This is a genomic window from Bacillus sp. ISL-7 (assembly GCF_018613065.1).
Genome location: NZ_JAGGQW010000100.1, coordinates 1 through 16,290, shown reverse-complemented (window position 1 = coordinate 16,290; position 16,290 = coordinate 1). Strand labels below are relative to the sequence as shown.

Genomic DNA, 16,290 nt, shown 5'->3' with positions numbered 1-16,290 from the left:
ATTCGTTGTTAGGAGAGGAAATATTATGAAAAATCTAGGAATTATAGTTATAAACGGTATGATAATATTCTTGTTGACTGGCTGTTGGAGCCGGGTAGAGATCAATGATATTGCGATAGTAACGGCTACAGCCATTGATAAGATGAGTGACGGTAAAATCCGTGTATCGATTCAAGTTGCAATCCCAAAGCAGCTTGGTCCTATAGGAGCCGGTGGTACTGGTAGTGAAAAGGAAACGACTATTCTTATTTCAGAGATAGGGCAAAGCGTGATGGACGCCTACCGGAGACTTCAAGAAAAATTACCGCGTCGCATATTCTTTTCTCATAACAGGATTCTGATAATTGGGGAAAAGGCAGCTAGGGATGGGGTTTATCCAATTTTAGACTTCATTTCGAGAGTAAGAGAGTCACGTATGCGCAGTTTTATTTTGTTTTCAAAGGGTGAAGCCGCACCACTTTTGAAACTAACTCCCACCATTGAGCGATACACTGCAGAAACCATTCGGGAAGAGGAGAAAGAAGGGGTTGGAGTAAGGGTCATGATAAAGGACTTTTTCAGTGCGCTTACGACTGAAGGCATCTCCCCTGTCGCTGCTCAAGTCGCAATAAAACCAGAAGAAAATGGTGGGAAGTCTAAGCTGACTCCCGCCATTATTGGAACAGCTGTCTTTCGTAAAGATAAATTGGCAGGATGGATCAATGATAAGGAAACACGGGGAGTGCTGTGGCTCCGCAATGAGATGGAGAAAGGAAATATCACGGTGACGATACCGAGGGAAAAAGGAGGGGGGAAAATCAGTGTTCAGTTAATAAGAGGAAGGACAAAGGTTAAACCAATCCTTATGCAAAGCAAGCTGAAAATGAACGTAAATATTCATTCGGAAGTTGAATTGTTTGAAAATAGTTCCAAACTAGATCTAGGCAACCCTAAGATTTTGCAATATGTTCAAACATTATTGGAAAAAGATGTCGAGGAAAGGTGTCGATTAGCACTCTATAAGGCGCAAAAAAAGTACCATTCTGATATATTTGGGTTTGGAAATGCTGTATATCGTACCCATCCAAGAGCATGGAAAGAACAATATAAAAAAAAGTGGGCTGAGGAATTTCCCAAACTCAAGGTTAGCGTAACCCCACACGTTTCCATCCTTAGAACAGGGCTTTCCGTCAAGTCCCCAGAAATGAAAGATTGAATGAATTTAAAGTAAACCAAATTGACAACCATTACCGTATTTTGTATAGTAGGTGGCGAGGATTATAATTGGAGTGAATCATTTGATTTCAAACGCTGAATTACAAAATTTAGATCTTATCGACTTATTAAGTGAGCGTCATAGTTTGGTCCGAAGTATCTCGGAGAAAGCTTGGAACGATCAAAGTGAGATTTATATTTCAAATTCTGAATGGTATATCATGGCTAGGATTTATAAAAAACAGCCTAGCATTTCGTATGTTACAAAAAATGTAGAAATTTCACGTCAGGCGATACATAAGTTTATCCAAAAGCTTTCTGAAAGAGGATTAGTTGAAATCAACAATGTAGAAAACAACAAGAAGGAAAAGTGTATCCAGTTAACAGCTTTAGGAGAAGAATGCTACGAAAAAAACGAGGCCCTTAAAGCCAAACTTGAGAATAAAATTGCAGAAAAAATAGGGACTGAACAAGTAAGTATTCTTAAAGGTATATTAAAGTTAGATTGGAAAATATAAAAAATAACACTTTCAAACGGTTTCCAACTACTCAAGAAGCCACACAGGCGATGATTGATAAATTAGTTGTTGACTTTGAACGCGAAGGTACGATTGCTGGTTCTACGTTTACGAGTATTGTTAGTGAAATGGGAACTTTAAGTGAAACAGTCCGAGATTCCTGTTCGGACCTTTACTCAAAAATGCAAGAGATTTATTCGATCAAGTTAGTAGCAGATGGGTTTTCAAAAGAAACTGCTCATTCAATTGCTTTCATGATGACAGCTTCTATTGAAGGTGGAATTATGCTTTGCTTGACACAAAAAGAAAGCAGTCCACTCAAAATTATTTCGCATGTATTACCCAATTTATTAAAGAAGTTCTAATGAATCAATAAATCATTGTTTGCTAATAACCCTTACTTTGTCAATCTATTTGACGAAGTGGGGGTTTTTTCTTTTTCTAAAATAGTCAACTCAGTTGATAATAACTTCATAAAGAAATATTGTCAACTGAGTTGACATAGAGAAAAAATTTTTGATATAGTTAACGAACCGTTTAGTGTTCGGGGGTGTACTACGGATATGATCTTTGCTGAAATTGAAATTACGGCAATTCTTTTTTAGTAAGAAGGGAAGACGAAGGGGTAAATGAAATTTTAATTAAAGGAGTTTTTATTAGTGAATCAACAAATGAATACAGTTCAGAAACAAAAAATCAAGACTGATACGATGGTGAAAAAACAATACAAAACAGCTCCGATTATGGCGGCTCTTTTTGTAGCTGGATTTGTCGGGCTTTTTAGTGAAACGGCATTAAATATTGCCTTAGGAGATTTAAGTCAAATATTTAAAGTAAATGCAACGACGGTCGGATGGTTAGCAACAGGCTATTTCTTAACATTAGGTATTTTGGTACCAGTAACGGGTATTTTGATGCAAAAATTCACAACAAGACAAATGTTTTTGACTGCTATATCACTTTCCCTTATCGGGACCATTTTAGCAGCATTAGCACCTGTATTTAGTCTTTTATTGGTGGCACGTGTTATCCAAGCAGCCGGATTAGCGATTGCTTTACCTTTAACGCAAAATGTTATTTTTACCATCTTTCCACCAAATAAACGAGGCGCAGCGATGGGAATTATGGGCTTAGTTATGTTAGCTGGTCCAGCCTTAGGCCCAACCATTGCAGGACTTATTTTAGATACATTATCCTGGCATTGGATTTTCTGGGTTACCTTACCGTTCTTACTGTTCTCTCTTATTTTTGGACTCCTTTATTTACCGAATGTGAATGAGATTCGTAAGGTTTCGATAGATGCAGTATCTGTTATTCTCTCGACGATTGGATTCGGTGGGGTCGTTTACGGATTCAGTGTATCTGGTGATGCCGGTTGGACTAATGCAACTGTTCTTGGGTCCATCATTGTCGGATTAGCAGCACTTATTCTTTTTTCCATTCGTCAAACAAAAATGGAGAATCCGATGCTGAATCTAAGAGCATTTAAGTACCCACTGTTCGTACTTGGTGTCTTTATGAGTTTTATTACGTTCTTTAATATGCTGTCTATGCTTGTCATTTTACCAATGTATATGCAAATGTCTTTATTAATTGCAGCTTTTACAACAGGTCTTATCTTGCTGCCAGGCAGCTTACTAAACTGTGTATTAGCTCCAAGCATTGGTAGTCTATTCGACAAATATGGTCCGAAAGCGGTTATTATACCTGGAACTATTTTAGTAGCGATTGGTTATGCTCTCTATGCACAATTTGGCACAGAAACGGCTTTATGGATGGTCGTGGTAACTCATATTTTCATGATGTTGGGTATAGGGGCGGTGCTTGCCTCTGTACAAACAAACACATTAAATTCTCTTCCGAAACAATATTATCCAGATGGAATCGCTATCACTCAAACGATTCAACAGGTAGCTGGCGCTATTGGTATTGCGGTAATGGTATCGATTTTTTCATCAAAAGAAGCTAGTTACTTAGCATCCACTGCCAATGAATTGCCACATGCAGCAGCAGCGGGAACTTCCCTAGTGTTTACAATCAGTTTAGTGTTAGCGGTGATTAATGTTGTATTGTCATTATTTATCAAAAAGCCAAATTAATCTAAAGAAAAAAACAGTTTTCTAATAATTTTAGAAGGGAATTAGGACGGATGCTAAATCATTATAAAAGTATTTTAGTAGCTGTGGACGGTTCAAAAGAAGCGGAATACGCATTTCAAAAATCAATCGATGTTGCAAAACGTAACAAAAATTTAATTTTAACCATAGTAAACGTTATCAATTCTCGTTCTTTCGAAGCATATGACCGTTCGGTAGTTGAGCGTGCACAGAGGAGAGGTCATCAGAGGACCTGTTAAATAGCTATAAGTCACAAGCTGAGGGCGCTGGTATTAAAAACGTAACGGTAATCATCGAATTTGGTTCTCCAAAAGTGATCATTACTGGAAATATTGCAAAGGTAGTTAAGGCAGATTTAATTATGTGTGGTGCTACAGGGTTAAATGCTGTTGAACGATTCTTGACTGGTCCTGTATCTGAAGCAATTGTACGATCAGCTAAATCTGATGTTTTAGTAATCCGCAGACCTAGTTTACATGCTGTTATAGATTAAATGGGGTTCAAACATCAACGGGTAAATATAATTTTTATCATGTAATTAGCATCTATCCATGTTTTTTAGGATACTTTTGATCAAAATATTTTATAGCTGCAAAAATGTCTGTTAGCCATTCGCAAAAGCGATCTTTTACGAATGGTTTATTTATTTTTAGCAAAAATTGAAAAATAGAACAGGTAGGAGAAGGTAAAGAGTATTCCTATTTTCCTGTCTGAACAGTATAATCATGAAGGGGAGTTGATACATATGAATAAAAAAGATATCGCTGATATCCGTAAGCAATTTAAATTCGACAATGATCTCATGAAAATTCAAGAAATCTTCAATGTTTATGTTCAGAAAGAAACAGGTGAGATTTACCATCATGTCAGTCAACCGTTTCAAATGTTAGAACTAGAAGCACAAGAATTGTTTTTGACCAACTTTAAAAAGGTTTTGACTGGTTATCTCGATGCCAAACTGTTTGAACTGAAATTTATCCGGGATGTAGAAGACAGTACACAACATATCCTCTTCGATGGATTACGAGCTGATTCAACAGAAGATTGGAAAGAAAACATGCTGCAAATTGTCGGAAAAATGTTTGCTCATACGGTTTATGAGTTTGATACAATGGTGACGTTTATTCGAGGAGAATATCGAAAGGCTACCAGGAAACGAGACCTAGAGTCCGAAGAAGGTGGGAATGATGAAGTTTATTCCAACGAGTTTATCCTCTGCAGTCTCAATAAAACGGATCAGCCGAAAAAAGCCTTGCTGTTTGATTATATCGAGAAAGAATTCAAATCGAATAACGTCTTTGATCCAATTATCAATCTAGCGTCTCCATTGTCTGGCTTTCTGTTCCCTGCTTTTAATGACAATTCTGCAGATGTAAACCATATTCTTTATTGTGCAGGAAAAGCGAATCAACCAGATGGGACATTTATTGAAGAGGTCCTCAATTGCGAAGAGATCATTACTGCTCAGGAAGATAAGGACAGCTTCGAACAAATCTTAAAAAAAGTAATAGGAGACCAAGTGGATTCCAAGGTCATTTCGAATGTCTATGAGGAAATCGATAAAATGGTCCAGGAAAATGAAGAAAGCGAAGAAAGTGAAGCGCCTACGTTGGATTATCGGGACATCGAACGCATCTTAACAGTGAGCGGGGTTGAAAATGTCGAGACTACCCAAGTGGAACATGCCTTCAAAGCTGTCGTTGATGACGAAAAACATGAATTCAAAGCAAGCAGTTTAGTTCCTAAATCCATAAAAATCAATACGAAAGTGGCAGATGTATCCATCAGCCCGAAAGAGCTGAAAAATGTAAAATATATTATGTACCAAGGAAAACGGTGCCTATTATTAGAGATTGATGAAGATGTGGTCGTGGAAGGATTTCGACTAGAATCGGAGACGCTCTAATCCGTTTCAGGGACAGATAACGAATTTTCCTTAGATAGTTATAACAAACAGAGAGAACGCAAATTTTAGTTAGGTCTAAATGTGCGTTCTCTTTATAATTAAAGATGGAACCACAAAGCCTTAAATTATCTAACAAATTGACTTCTTTCTACTACTTTATTATTCTTTTAAAGATGATTCACATAGTAATGACAACTTTTCCCTGAGCATGACCTTCTTCAAAATACCTGAAAGCCTCGGGCACTTCACTCAACTTATAACATCTATCAATAACGGGTTTTACTTTACCGGCTTCAAGAAGTTCTTTTATATAAATCAGATCTTTTTGGTTAGACCTTTGTAAAAAAGTACCCATTTTCTTATTCCCGGTCATTGAAATCCAAGGCCCAAGGACCATTGCTTGAAACATTTGTGCTCCGGAACCCCCGACGTGAACAAAAATTCCATTGGGACTTAATGTACGCTTATATACTGATAGTGGTTTATGTCCGTTCACCCCAAGTATAAGGTCATAATTCTGCATTTTTCGGGAAAAATCTTCCTTTGAATAGTCAATGGCATGGTCTGCTCCAAGCGATTGCAAAATATCTAAATTTCTCGTACTGCACACCCCAGTTACCTCAGCCCCAAATGATTTGGCAATCTGTACGGCGAAAGTCCCGACACCACCAGAGGCACCATTAATCAATACCTTCTGTCCCGACTGGATCTTGCCTTTATCACGGAGGCCCTGTAACGCAGTGACTCCCGCCATAGGTACAGCTGCAGCTTCCTCAAATGAAAGATTGGCTGGTTTCAAGGCTAATACATTTTCAGGAACAGAAACATATTCGGCAAAACCACCCCAACCACATCCAGATAGGTCTCCGAATACCTCATCGCCTGGTTGAAACTGCGTAACATCTTTGCCAACTGCTTCAACCATACCTGCTATGTCGCCTCCAGGTATGGGGTATTTTGGTTTCAGAAGACCGAAAGCAAACCGTGCTAAGAACGGTTTGCCCTTCAAAAGGACTAGGTTACCATAATTCACCGATGCTGCATGAATTTTAACAAGTACTTGATTGTCCTCTGGGATAGGCTTTTCCACCTCTGTTAATTCAAGCACATCAGTTGGGCCATATTTGTTAGAAACGATAGCCTTCATAATTAATCCTCCTAATTGCCTTCGAATATTTTTATTAAACTCTTTAAATTGATAAATCTCGCTATAGACCCTCAAATTAAAAGATATTCCAGTTAAAGATATTCAGAATGGAAACAGTAAAAAAATTAATAACGAAGATTTTCTTGGACTTGTCCTTGAAAGGAGGGGGTCGCTTGTTGGAGAACTGTCTAATGGCCAGATATTATTTTATAAAAGTGAAGAACTAATATAAACGGCTGTGCCCCACATGACGATAGCTGAAATTTTATTTAGGGCCACTAGGTAATTTCCTGATTTGTCTATTTTTCCGAGCAATCTTCCTGTTATCCCCAATCCTGCAAACCATACCCACGAAACGAATATACATGCCACAGCAAATGCTACTTTCTCAAAGCCTATGTATTTTACGGAACTTGTTCCGATTACACCAACAGTATCTAAAATGGCATGTGGGTTTAGTAATGACACTGACATAGCAAAAGATATTTGTTTTTTGTATGAAAAAGCTAATCCTACTTCCTGTACATTTTGAGGCTTAGACCTCCATACAACAAAACCCATGTAGAGTAAAAATAAACTACCAATTATATAAAGAACTGTTTTTATCCAATAAGAACCAAGTACAACGACTGACACTCCTAAGACCGCTATTGAAATAAGCAAAGTATCACAAATAGCTGCGGTAATAATGACTGGCAGTGCCCTCACGAATTTGGGCTGACTTGCACCTTGATTAAAGACAAAAACATTTTGTACCCCTAAAGGTAGGATTAATCCGAATGCTAAGATCATGCCGTGTAAAATTGCTTCTAACATTTTTCTCCCCCTGATATGTAATAACTGCATTGTATTAGATTTGATTACACTTGTCTCCAACCAATTGGATGGAATATTACCCAACCAATCAATTATAATTAATCTAAAAATGATAGGGGAGTTCCTTTTGATAGAAAAAGACTGGATCCTAAACAAATCCTCCATGATTCCACTCCATCAACAAATCTATGAATTTATGAAGAGAAAAATAATAAACGGTGAATGGACGGTTGGAACTAAAATTCCTACGCAACGAGATTTAGCAAAGAATTTCAATGTGAATCGGAGTACCATTGTTTATGCAATTGATGAGTTATCAGCTGATGGGTTAATCGAATCAAAAGTTGGAAAAGGGACATTTGTGGTCAATAATACGTGGAGTTTACTTGCTTCAACCCCGCCACCTGATTGGAACAGCTACGTTAAGTCGGGATCTTACCAACCCAATAACAAAACAATTCAAGAAATTAATAGAGCAGAAATTAATCCAAAAGTAATACGCCTTGGAACAGGAGAACTTTCACCAGAGTTGTTGCCTGTCAAAGAAATGGAACAAATGTTCAAGAGGCATTCTCCCCATACGTTTTCGTTAGGGTACTCGGAACCAAAAGGAAGCCTCTATTTAAGAGAAATGATAAGCAATTATTTAAAAACGAAGAAAATAGAAGTTTCCCCTCCATCGATAATGATTGTTTCAGGAGGACTACAAGCATTGCAATTGATTTCCTTAGGATTATTGCACCGTGATTCAACCATTTTTCTTGAAACGCCTTCTTATCTAAATTCAGTGCATGTATTTCAATCAGCAGGAATGAACTTGCTTGGAATTCCCATGGATGAGGAAGGGATTAGACCTGAGTCGATTGGGAGGTTAAAAAAGCAGCATAATGGTGCATTACTTTACACCATCCCAACTTTCCATAATCCCACGGGTATTTTAATGTCAGCTAATAGAAGAAAGGAATTGTTGGATGTTTGTAAGAATGAAAAGCTGCCAATTATTGAGGATGATGTCTACGGAGATTTATGGTTTGAGAACCCGCCACCGAATCCATTAAAATCCATTGATGGTCAAGGACTAATATTATACATAGGGAGTATGTCTAAAACTCTGAGTCCTGGTTTACGAATTGGTTGGATCGTTGGACCAGAATCAGTGATTGATCGGTTAGCTGATATAAAAATGCAAACTGATTATGGATCAAGTTCTATATCTCAATTCATCGTCGCAGAGTGGCTATCAAGTGGTTTATATGATGAACATATAAAGAAGATAAGGACAGAACTCAAATTCCGTAGAGATTTTACACTTGAAATACTAAATACACATTTTACGCAATTAGCCACATGGAATATCCCACAGGGTGGTTTTTATATTTGGCTGCAAATCAAAAAACAAATTTCAATTAGAAAATTATTTGAAAAGGCACTAAACGAGGGGATTTTACTAAACCCAGGAAATATTTACGACAGCAATAATCACTTTCATCTTCGTTTGTCCTATGCCTATGCATCACCTCACGAATTAAAAAAGGGATTAATAAGACTTTCAGAACTGATTCAAGAAATCTCCAATTAGGCTACTGGGTGCTTGAATTCAAAAAGGGTTGCTGCGGCGATCCTTTTTCTTATTCGAAGGTGGCAGGTTCCTTGAATAAGAAAAATATCTTCGAAATGTGAAGCAAGCTAATAGCATTTTTAATTATTAAGATTATGTAAATATATGTAAACTTTTGATCTTGTCCAATTCGATATTTAATGTTCTGACATACGATGTTCTATCTAATAATTAAGGTGGTGATATATTATGTCAGATGGTAATGGCATTAATTTTGCTTTATTCGTGGTGCTTTTCATCCTTTTAATTATAGTCGGTGTATCTTTTCGTTAAATACTAGTTTTAAATATAACAAATTAAGCCGAACTTTTATAATTGTTCGAGCTATAGGCTCTCAAGGAGGAATGAGTAAAAACATGGAAATTGAAGTCACAATCATCATGCCTTCATATAACCGCTATCCCCTTAATCTGCTTAGCCTTTATGCATTGGAGAAACAGTGCTTTGATTTATCCAAAATGGAAGTGATATTGATTGATGACGCCTCTACTGACCAGACCCCAAAAATTAAGGAATACTGTCCTCCCTACCATTTTCAATATATTCGCAATAGTACCAATGTTGGTGTTGCTGCTTCAAGAAATATTGGACTTAGGCATGCGAGGGGAGAGATTATTATCATTTTGGATGCAGAAACCATCGTTTCCCCTAACTATGTTACCCTTAACCGCCAGCATCATCTAACTCACGCGAAATCCGTTGTTATTGCAGGAAGCAAGCGGGGACGCATTTATACTTTTTTATCCCCGGATTTTACTAATAATCAAATCAACGCGATTTATAAGTGGAGCGAAAAAAATTCTCTCTTCAACCAACGCCTTAAAGAGGTGGTATCGCAAGAACAGACACTTAGTAGCTTAACGACTCATATTAGGCATTTACAAGAGCCCCAACAAGTGGTTAATAGAGAGGATATTAACGATATAAAAAATTTATACTCGATGGTAAAATACAGAAGTTATGCTCATCATTTATTAAAATACCTTAGGGAACATTTTTATAGCAGCCCATTGCGTTGGATGGCTTGCTTAGGTTTTCTTTCTATTAAAAGAAGTTTTATGGAGCAAGTCGGCGGCTATGAAGAGAATTTCAAAGGATGGGGACCCGAGGATGCTGAGCTTGCTTATAGATTATATAAGGCCAATGCTAATTTTATTATCGAAGATGATTTAGAAACGTTTCATCAAGAACATCCGCCTTCGAAAACGAAGGAGGAAGATATGAACTTAAATCGTCTGTTGTTTCAACTAAAGCACCCGGTTCTTGATGTATCCATTAGAGCCCTGCACTCTATTCATCCGACTGATTATGGACTCATGGAAAAGATTATATTAGAACATCAATCCCTTACTGCAAGCTTTCCCGATGAGTTTCATGAATTTAACCAGGCAATCATAACATTACTGCATCAAATTCGTATAAATATTGCAGAAAACCGTCCCCCTGTTAACCTAGTTCAAAATACCGGGTTCGGCGACGACTCGATTGCAATGGAACGTATCCTGATCGAGAGAGATCACATACAATCCTGTGGTAAATACAATCATCTTGTATGGTTGTTCGATAAACTGAGTACGATCTAAAGATGAGTGGAGCAGGTCTTCCATATAGGGGAAGAGGCAATTTTACTGAGCATTCTGGAGCCGACCAGGATAGGTTGACTGTCAGATAAATGTTGGTCTTTCTATTTCAGTCTGCTAACCTCTTCACGTATATCATGCTTCCATTCTTGGAGGCTTTTTCTTATTGTGGGTAATTTATCTGGAAAATTGAATAAGACATATAAAGGCAGGTAAAACAATTGTTAAATGTTTTTTGCTTACTTCGTATGTGACATGCGCCCATTTCATACATATAAACTAATGGGATTTCAGTTTAATCTGTGTTTTTCATAACGATAATTGACACTAACCATAGAAAAGGCCGAACTAGTTACCATTCATCAGTATGACGCACCTGCTGTAAGAAAACCTATGCAATTGAGGACGGGTAAATGAAAAAACAGGAGGGGCAGTGTATGAAATTCACGATACAGTATATACCACTGGACAAAATCAAACCTGATTTATCGTTGAAAATTACTGAGCATATTAAGAAACTGCAGAGATTAATGTGGGACTGTATGTTTGTTTTGGTTGTCAAAAAAAATCGGAAAGATGGCAGTTACATCATTGTTAGCGGGCAAGATCGATTTGAATCCCTTAAAAAACACACTAAAAATATATATGCGCCATGTATAGTCGATAAAAGTAACAGTTCGACCGGAATGAAATCATGGCTTCAGCGGTTACGGAACAAACAACCCCTAGATGAATTTCCATTAATGCCTACTAGTTGGTCAATCGTTCGTTCCTTTTTGAAACAAGAACCCCGTTTTAAACATCTCTCCCGATCCGAACAGATAAGAGTGCTACTTATAGCAGTTCGGTACAAAAAAACCGTGATTTATTCAATGAAAACAACTTTGAATGAAATTCTAAGAAGTAAAAAGTAATTCAACCTTCAAACTCAGTTAAAAAAAGAAAGTTAAGGACAGCCCGATTTTAATTCAGGATTGAAGAGAAATCGGCTGTCATCGCAGCCTTTTTTACAAAATTATTTTAGTAAGTCATTCACTTCGTTTGCCACTCGTATTCCTGATTCAATTGCACCTTGTATCCAACCGTGGGTAAGTGAGGTATGTTCTCCAGCAAAGTGCACTCTTCCCTCAGGTGTAGAAATATAAGGATATAGCTCCGAATCCTGTCCAGGTTCAAAAGCAGTAAATGCTCCGCAAGAATAAGGATTCGTACTCCAGCTAAAGGATGTTCCTGTAACGAACTCTGAATAAACCTGATACCCAAAAATTTCTGCCAAGTTCATTAGAGCATATTGGATCAGCTCTCTTTCAGATAAGCTTTCCAATGTTAAAGCCTCATCTGCCCATGTGTAGCTCGCGATAACTACCGCAGGTCCGGTGGTGCCAATACCATAACTTGGGTAATATGAAAATCGAATCGGCAGATCCGTTATCGATTTACCACCCAATTGACCTACTTTTTCCCAAAACCTACTTTTAAACTCGATAGCGATCTTTGAAGAGGCCATATAATTGAGTTCGCGAATCGCTGTCCTTTTATAATAGGAAAAAGACTCATAAGGTTCGACTTTTACAAATCGTAAGGTTGAAAATGGTATGGTTACAATCGCAAGATCACCAGTTATACTGAAGCTCTCATCGGTTTTTTGGTGTTTGCAATGAATCGTTACACTGTTTTGAGATTGAGATATTTTCATCAACTTTTGGTTGAACTGAATATTCTCGTGTAATTGCGGCAGGAATGCTTTTGGCAATCGGTCCATGCCACCCGTTATTTCATAAAATTTCTTTGTTTCTGTTAAGATGATGAGTTCTCGGATTACTTCAACAAAGGTCATCCCCATATATGCTTCCAAATCAATAAGCACACCTATCATATCAATGGCACCGATTGAAAAATAATAGTTTAAGAAAGAACCAAAGGCTAGATTTCTATATTGTTTTTCTATTAGAGGCCAATTCTTTTTAGGATCTTCGTTAATAAAATTGATAATTGGTTGGATGACTGAAAACAAGAGTTCTTCCGAAGATTTCCCTTTTTCATTTGGAGTAACTGGGTACTTTAATATGCTTGGATTATTTTCATATACATTCAGACGTGTTTTGATGCCATTTGCGTAAATGTGGTCATTAGGGGTACGGTTAATAAATAGATTTATAGGCAATTTGAATTTATTAATATATTCAAAGGTTAAATGATGTTTTTCGGGAATTCGCATGGGTCCGACATTGAAATATAAGTTATTGCTAAAGGGGGCCCTTATGGTGTAAACACGTCCTCCAACTCTATCGTTGGCTTCCAGAATAGTGACTTGATGTCCCGCTTCCTTTAATAAAGAGGCAGCGACGAGTCCAGACATACCTGCACCGATTATAAGAATATGTCCAGGAACTTTTGATGTTTTTAGACCATCTCTAATAATTTTGAGCATTTGATGATCAGATAGTTGAGAATTCATGTAATGTGGCATCCTCCTTTACTTTTCTAAAAAATGGCTTATTGCATTATATACAAATAAAAGGATGCATATGTGCTATTTTCCAGTTTGGTGATTACTCTTTCTGTCGAGAACACCAGTGGCTACGGCATAACGATAATCAATCATTATTGTTTTCTAATACTAAAAATATGTGCTATAACAAATTTAGATTAGAAAGATGTTCTTATTAAAAGGGGGAAAATGGTACGTAGATAAAAGTTAAACAGGAAAAAAGTTGTATATAGTCTTATAAAGCAAACTAGGTTAACCTAATAGTGATAAAAATGCTATCATAATATATAAATGGGAAATTACTAATGCTAAGGAGAACTAGATGAAAAATAATGTTCTGTTTGACACTAATAAAATCGATCGTAAGGCATTGCCGTATTATTTTGACTATGCAAAAATTGTTTCTACACTTCAGGAGAAACTAATAGACGAAGTTGGAATTGATTTTCATATGTACTCGGATGAAGATACCTCAAATGAGATTTGGGACATTCTTGAGGAAGACTTGAAAGAGGAGTCTCCAGAAGTACAATTGATTTGTCATATTTATAAAGAAGGGGAGACCAAAACGATCTCATCCAACCATACCGATAAAGCGATGGAGCTGATTGTTAAACCACGAATCACGAACGGTCTTTTTTACTATTCGAATTATCAGGTTGCGCTGGCCAGATTGGTTATTTTTCAAAGTGACGGAGAAATGACCCGGGATTTTATTTTTGCCAAAAATGATGCTTGCTTAGTTACCTTTTTGAAATATGTTCTTAAAAGAAAAAGAGATTATATTAAAAACTATGTGACTGTTTTTACAGATACAGAAGATGGGGTAGAAACAGAGATTGATAGTATTACTACTTTGGTAAGAAGAGAAGATGTATTTTTAGAGGATTCTTTAAAGAGAGAAATTTATCGCTCGATTGACGAATTCTTTTCGGAAAGCGGTCAGTTTTTCAAAACGTATGATATTCCTTACAAACGCGGGATTCTTCTCTACGGAAAACCTGGGAATGGAAAGACCACTCTTGTGAAATCTATCGCCAGCAGCATAAATGCACCGGTAGCTTATTGGCAGATCACTGAATTTACATCCAGCTATACGATTAAAGAGGTCTTTACGTCTGTATTAAAATTGACGCCATTGGTGTTAGTCATCGAAGATATCGATTCCATGCCAGCAAGTGTACGGTCCGTCTTCCTGAACATTTTAGACGGTGCCACCTCGAAAGAAGGAATTTTCATTATCGGGACAACTAATTATCCTGAAAAAATAGATCCTGCCCTTATGAATCGCTCTGGCCGGTTTGACCGTGCATATGAGATCCATGTACCGACGAAAGAGCTTCGCTATCAGTATCTAGTAAATAAGAATATTGCTCGAATTCTTTCAGAGGAAGAGATTCAGCAAGTTATTGATTCAACCAAGGATTTCTCTTATGCACAGCTCAATGAATTGTATACATCGATTGCCCTTGAATGGCATTACGAACAGCAGGTTGATGTGAAGAGACTTTGTGCGGATTTAAAATCACTGCAGCAAAAACAACAAAAACAAGAATGGGACCAAGCTCTTGCCGCTGCATCGATCGGATTTTCTGGGTTTGGAGATAATTAACTTTGATGTATTAACTCTAGTAAACTCAAAAGAAAGAGAAGATTGCTGATGAGAGTAGTAGGGATTGATTTGTCCGGTCCAAGTAATCATAAAGATACTGTTTTGACGGTATTTGAATTACAAAATGGTCAATTAAATTTTATTAAGTTAATGAGCAATATTGGGGATCTGGACATTTTAAAAGAAATAGAGACTCAAAGTCAAATAGATGAAGTCGTTATTGGAATGGATGCCCCTTTATCTTATCAGGACGGCGGGGGAGATAGACTTGGTGATAAACAGCTGCGTCAGTTTATTGTTTCACTTGGGATGAAGCCTGGATCAATCATGACGCCAACTTTAAATCGAATGGTTTATCTTACACTAAGAGGAATAAAGCTTAGTAGAGAAATAGGAAAACTAACTTCTAGTTATCCGATTTCCATTGTGGAAGTGCACCCAGGTGCAGTGATTGGTTCAAGACTCCCTCAAGAGGAACTGGAGTATGTTTTGAGTTACAAACAAAGTCTATTAGCGAGAAGTTGGATTCGGAACTGGCTTGGTGAGCAAAAGTTAACTATGCTACCTGTTTTTATTGATGAGGAAAGTCATTTAATTGATGCCTGTGCAGCAGCATTAGGGGCCTGGCATTGGAAGGATCCATCCTTGCAGCCAAAGTGGTCAATTCCTGCGAATCCTCCACTGCATCCGTATGATTATTGTTGTTAATGGTTATTCTGCCACAGTACTAGATACTGTGGTTTTTTTCTATGAGTTACAGCAAAAGAGTTGTATCATGCCCGCTGAGTGGGAAAAATCAATTAAACGGAAATATTGGAAGAGTCTACTGCCCGTGGGGGGGGTCACATCAATCACTGACCGAATCTTTACTTACATACCTGAATATTATATTGGCAGGATACGAAAGGAGATAAAAATATTTTCTCTGAGTTAGTAATAAAGGGGAGGGAAAAGGATGCAGCTTTTTTACACAGTCCGTCCCGGTGATAACCTGTATCAGATTGCGAAGCGATGGGAGCTTCCCCTTGATACACTTATTGCCGCAAATAATATCGGTCCTCCATATACGATTTATGTGGGCCAACAACTTTCTGTTCCACCTGGTGTTGATGTCATTCGTGTAAAGCAAGGTGATAGTGTTTATAAAATCGCTCAATTATTCGGGATCCAGCCTGCTATTATTATCGAAGCTAATCAGTTGCAGCCTCCTTATCAAATTCAGTTAGGTCAACTGTTGAAGGTTCTTCCTGGCACCCCTTACTATGTCGTTCGAGGGCACTGAAAAAGTCCC

The 16,290-nt window shown here is 37.5% G+C and carries 15 protein-coding genes and 1 pseudogene; 13 read left to right on the top strand and 3 right to left on the bottom strand.

Annotated elements, in window-relative coordinates; translation table 11 throughout:
• The first annotated feature begins 25 nt into the window (after positions 1-25).
• The 6 genes and pseudogenes from J7E66_RS30405 (at position 26) to J7E66_RS30380 (ending at position 5,735) form a co-directional block, all read left to right on the top strand.
• Positions 26-1,195 (top strand): Ger(x)C family spore germination protein, encoded by a 1,170-nt coding sequence (locus tag J7E66_RS30405; protein WP_215007537.1) that lies wholly within the window; start codon positions 26-28, stop codon positions 1,193-1,195.
• Between the two features lie 82 nt (positions 1,196-1,277).
• Entirely contained in the window at positions 1,278-1,712 is a 435-nt protein-coding gene (locus J7E66_RS30400; protein WP_215007594.1) for a MarR family winged helix-turn-helix transcriptional regulator, read from the top strand.
• The gene (locus tag J7E66_RS30395; protein ID WP_215007535.1) at positions 1,700-2,077 is read left to right on the top strand and encodes an LmrA/YxaF family transcription factor; all 378 of its coding nucleotides are present in this window, start codon (positions 1,700-1,702) and stop codon (positions 2,075-2,077) included. The genes J7E66_RS30400 and J7E66_RS30395 overlap by 13 nt, the downstream gene beginning before the upstream one ends.
• Before the next feature lie 306 nt (positions 2,078-2,383).
• Positions 2,384-3,811, top strand: a complete 1,428-nt coding sequence (locus J7E66_RS30390; RefSeq protein WP_374103907.1) for a DHA2 family efflux MFS transporter permease subunit — start codon at positions 2,384-2,386, stop codon at positions 3,809-3,811.
• A gap of 50 nt (positions 3,812-3,861) precedes the next feature.
• Positions 3,862-4,322: pseudogene (locus tag J7E66_RS30385) on the top strand (universal stress protein).
• Between the two features lie 252 nt (positions 4,323-4,574).
• Positions 4,575-5,735, top strand: a complete 1,161-nt coding sequence (locus J7E66_RS30380) for a DUF4317 domain-containing protein (RefSeq protein WP_215007533.1) — start codon at positions 4,575-4,577, stop codon at positions 5,733-5,735.
• A 178-nt stretch (positions 5,736-5,913) separates the two neighbouring features.
• Here the strand turns inward: J7E66_RS30380 and J7E66_RS30375 are convergent, their stop codons facing one another.
• Both J7E66_RS30375 and J7E66_RS30370 read right to left on the bottom strand, forming a co-directional pair.
• Complete coding sequence (locus J7E66_RS30375; protein WP_215007531.1) at positions 5,914-6,882, bottom strand: NAD(P)-dependent alcohol dehydrogenase; 969 nt, start codon at positions 6,880-6,882, stop codon at positions 5,914-5,916.
• Between the two features lie 207 nt (positions 6,883-7,089).
• Complete coding sequence (locus J7E66_RS30370; RefSeq protein WP_215007529.1) at positions 7,090-7,698, bottom strand: LysE/ArgO family amino acid transporter; 609 nt, start codon at positions 7,696-7,698, stop codon at positions 7,090-7,092.
• A 127-nt stretch (positions 7,699-7,825) separates the two neighbouring features.
• On the opposite strand from J7E66_RS30370, the gene pdxR reads away from it, so the two are divergent.
• From pdxR to J7E66_RS30350, 4 genes are all read left to right on the top strand, one after another.
• Positions 7,826-9,277 (top strand): MocR-like pyridoxine biosynthesis transcription factor PdxR, encoded by a 1,452-nt coding sequence (gene pdxR, locus J7E66_RS30365; protein ID WP_374103905.1) that lies wholly within the window; start codon positions 7,826-7,828, stop codon positions 9,275-9,277.
• A gap of 228 nt (positions 9,278-9,505) precedes the next feature.
• Positions 9,506-9,589: a YjcZ family sporulation protein gene (locus J7E66_RS30360; RefSeq protein ID WP_215007585.1), complete on the top strand. Its 84-nt coding sequence runs from the start codon at positions 9,506-9,508 to the stop codon at positions 9,587-9,589.
• 71 nt (positions 9,590-9,660) lie between these two features.
• Positions 9,661-10,899 (top strand): glycosyltransferase family 2 protein, encoded by a 1,239-nt coding sequence (locus tag J7E66_RS30355; protein ID WP_215007527.1) that lies wholly within the window; start codon positions 9,661-9,663, stop codon positions 10,897-10,899.
• 434 nt (positions 10,900-11,333) lie between these two features.
• Positions 11,334-11,810 (top strand): hypothetical protein, encoded by a 477-nt coding sequence (locus tag J7E66_RS30350; RefSeq protein WP_215007525.1) that lies wholly within the window; start codon positions 11,334-11,336, stop codon positions 11,808-11,810.
• A gap of 101 nt (positions 11,811-11,911) precedes the next feature.
• On the opposite strand, the gene J7E66_RS30345 is transcribed toward J7E66_RS30350, so the two are convergent.
• The gene (locus J7E66_RS30345) at positions 11,912-13,354 is read right to left on the bottom strand and encodes a flavin monoamine oxidase family protein (RefSeq protein ID WP_215007523.1); all 1,443 of its coding nucleotides are present in this window, start codon (positions 13,352-13,354) and stop codon (positions 11,912-11,914) included.
• 355 nt (positions 13,355-13,709) lie between these two features.
• On the opposite strand from J7E66_RS30345, the gene J7E66_RS30340 reads away from it, so the two are divergent.
• From J7E66_RS30340 to J7E66_RS30330, 3 genes are all read left to right on the top strand, one after another.
• The gene (locus tag J7E66_RS30340) at positions 13,710-14,999 is read left to right on the top strand and encodes an AAA family ATPase (protein ID WP_215007521.1); all 1,290 of its coding nucleotides are present in this window, start codon (positions 13,710-13,712) and stop codon (positions 14,997-14,999) included.
• 48 nt (positions 15,000-15,047) lie between these two features.
• The gene (locus J7E66_RS30335; RefSeq protein ID WP_215007519.1) at positions 15,048-15,707 is read left to right on the top strand and encodes a DUF429 domain-containing protein; all 660 of its coding nucleotides are present in this window, start codon (positions 15,048-15,050) and stop codon (positions 15,705-15,707) included.
• A gap of 247 nt (positions 15,708-15,954) precedes the next feature.
• Positions 15,955-16,281: a LysM peptidoglycan-binding domain-containing protein gene (locus J7E66_RS30330; RefSeq protein ID WP_215007516.1), complete on the top strand. Its 327-nt coding sequence runs from the start codon at positions 15,955-15,957 to the stop codon at positions 16,279-16,281.
• Positions 16,282-16,290 lie beyond the last annotated feature (9 nt).

Coding starts and splice junctions, on each gene's coding strand:
- J7E66_RS30360 (WP_215007585.1), top strand. CDS start 9,506: ATGTCAGATGGTAATGGCATTAATTTTGCTTTATTCGTGGTGCTTTTC.
- J7E66_RS30355 (WP_215007527.1), top strand. CDS start 9,661: ATGAGTAAAAACATGGAAATTGAAGTCACAATCATCATGCCTTCATAT.
- J7E66_RS30340 (WP_215007521.1), top strand. CDS start 13,710: ATGAAAAATAATGTTCTGTTTGACACTAATAAAATCGATCGTAAGGCA.
- J7E66_RS30405 (WP_215007537.1), top strand. CDS start 26: ATGAAAAATCTAGGAATTATAGTTATAAACGGTATGATAATATTCTTG.
- J7E66_RS30330 (WP_215007516.1), top strand. CDS start 15,955: ATGCAGCTTTTTTACACAGTCCGTCCCGGTGATAACCTGTATCAGATT.
- J7E66_RS30335 (WP_215007519.1), top strand. CDS start 15,048: ATGAGAGTAGTAGGGATTGATTTGTCCGGTCCAAGTAATCATAAAGAT.
- J7E66_RS30370 (WP_215007529.1), bottom strand. CDS start 7,698: ATGTTAGAAGCAATTTTACACGGCATGATCTTAGCATTCGGATTAATC.
- J7E66_RS30345 (WP_215007523.1), bottom strand. CDS start 13,354: ATGAATTCTCAACTATCTGATCATCAAATGCTCAAAATTATTAGAGAT.
- J7E66_RS30350 (WP_215007525.1), top strand. CDS start 11,334: ATGAAATTCACGATACAGTATATACCACTGGACAAAATCAAACCTGAT.
- J7E66_RS30380 (WP_215007533.1), top strand. CDS start 4,575: ATGAATAAAAAAGATATCGCTGATATCCGTAAGCAATTTAAATTCGAC.
- J7E66_RS30390 (WP_374103907.1), top strand. CDS start 2,384: ATGAATACAGTTCAGAAACAAAAAATCAAGACTGATACGATGGTGAAA.
- J7E66_RS30375 (WP_215007531.1), bottom strand. CDS start 6,882: ATGAAGGCTATCGTTTCTAACAAATATGGCCCAACTGATGTGCTTGAA.